This window comes from Leifsonia sp. HAY1-4F (assembly GCF_056755275.1).
Map to the genome: position 1 here is coordinate 1 of NZ_JBNDHX010000193.1, position 1466 is coordinate 1466.

A 1466-nucleotide genomic window follows, 5' to 3' on the forward strand; every position below is an offset into this window, starting at 1 on the left:
ACTACCAGCTGCGTGACCCAGAAGGGAACGAGTTCTGCCTGCAGTAGTCCCTGACAGGCCACCGCGGAGGCGGTTGCTGCACCATCCCAGGACACCCTCTCACCAATCTGGAGAGGACCTTAAAGCATCCTCACTTTCTTCATAGCTAGTGTCGACGCTCGGTTGGCGCGGGCCGCAGCGTGAAAGGTGACGCTCATGCCTGCTCCTGACCGGCAGGTGCTCAATCATCACGTCGAGCGGGGAGAGGTCGTCCCAGGCTGTTGCGTCCAGCTCTGCCGCGAGTTGCGCAAGCGCCTCGCTGTTGCAGCGGACCATTCGGAGCGGCATGGTCAGGGAGACCGTGCCGCCGCCGTCTCCCGAGATCACGACGGCCTCATCGTGGCCGACGTGCTTCCTTCCACGATCAGTAGAGGCGGGCTTCGCGGCCTTGGCTCTCACCGACAACATGCGAAGAGGCGACCTCGGGAGGTTTTCTTCGGTAGCAACAAGACGCTATCGCTGGACGAAGGAGTCTCGGTAGACCATCCTCTTACGGACACCGACCGGCAGCCGCTTGAGAGGAGGCTATGAAGTGGGTGCCGCCAGGCCGAGCACGCGCGTGGCTCAGCTGGACCCACACCATTTTGGTCTGCAACCGGTCCTTGAGCGGGCGGCGACGTCCGCCATTGTGCGGTTAGGGACCAAGGAGCTGAATCGCCTAGTCGGCGCTGAGGTTCGTGACCAGCCGAGTTATCGCTTCGCGCCACTCGCTCGAACCGCTCTCGCCCCAAAGCTGCGCGAGTTCTCCGTCGGTGCTTGCGGCGACTTCGACAGCCCGCGTGGCCTGCTCGGCGAGACGCCGGCCTGGCCTTCGCGCACGGCCAACGAATTGTTCGATGCTTTGGGTATAGGCATCAGTCTGTGTTGGGCGCCCGATTCCGTGGGCAACGGCCTCTGCCGCGGCGATCGCGATCTGGGACACGTCGCTATCGATAGAAGCCCCGGCCTTCGTCGCTTCCTTGAGGGCCGCCTTTACGACGGTCCACCGCCTCTGCCCGTCGAGCTCCAACGCGAAATCAGCCGCCGTGTCATTGCCCACTGGAGCGGCACTCCATGTCCCCATGACGCAATACTAGGGAGCGCCGCAACGGGGACAGAACGTCCGCTAGCCGATCCTTGGCCGGGCACATCTATCGCTACGAATCGCCCTCGACTGGTGGAGCCCGTGCCCACACTTTGCCCACACTCTTCTGAGATGCCACGAGATCGCCGTGATCGCAAAGGACCTAGAAACCGCGGAATCTAGAGGTTTTCTGCCGGTTTCGACGGCCCCGAACTGGCCTGATGGGGGCTCGAATCCCCCATTCTCCGCCAATTCGTACAGGGTGCGCCGCCCAGGTGCTGCACTCAGCTCACGATGCGGCACTCTCGGACTTGCGTGCTTCCTTTGGTGTCGACGTACACCTGATGGGTGCCGACCTCATATG

At 63.0% G+C, this 1466-nt stretch carries 2 protein-coding genes; both read right to left on the bottom strand.

What is annotated here, in order from left to right; genetic code table 11:
• Positions 1-99: 99 nt before the first annotated feature.
• Positions 100-438: a hypothetical protein gene (locus ACPYOG_RS19130; RefSeq protein WP_481295722.1), complete on the bottom strand. Its 339-nt coding sequence runs from the start codon at positions 436-438 to the stop codon at positions 100-102.
• A 259-nt stretch (positions 439-697) separates the two neighbouring features.
• The gene (locus tag ACPYOG_RS19135; RefSeq protein ID WP_481295723.1) at positions 698-1102 is read right to left on the bottom strand and encodes a DUF4259 domain-containing protein; all 405 of its coding nucleotides are present in this window, start codon (positions 1100-1102) and stop codon (positions 698-700) included.
• Positions 1103-1466: the final 364 nt, after the last annotated feature.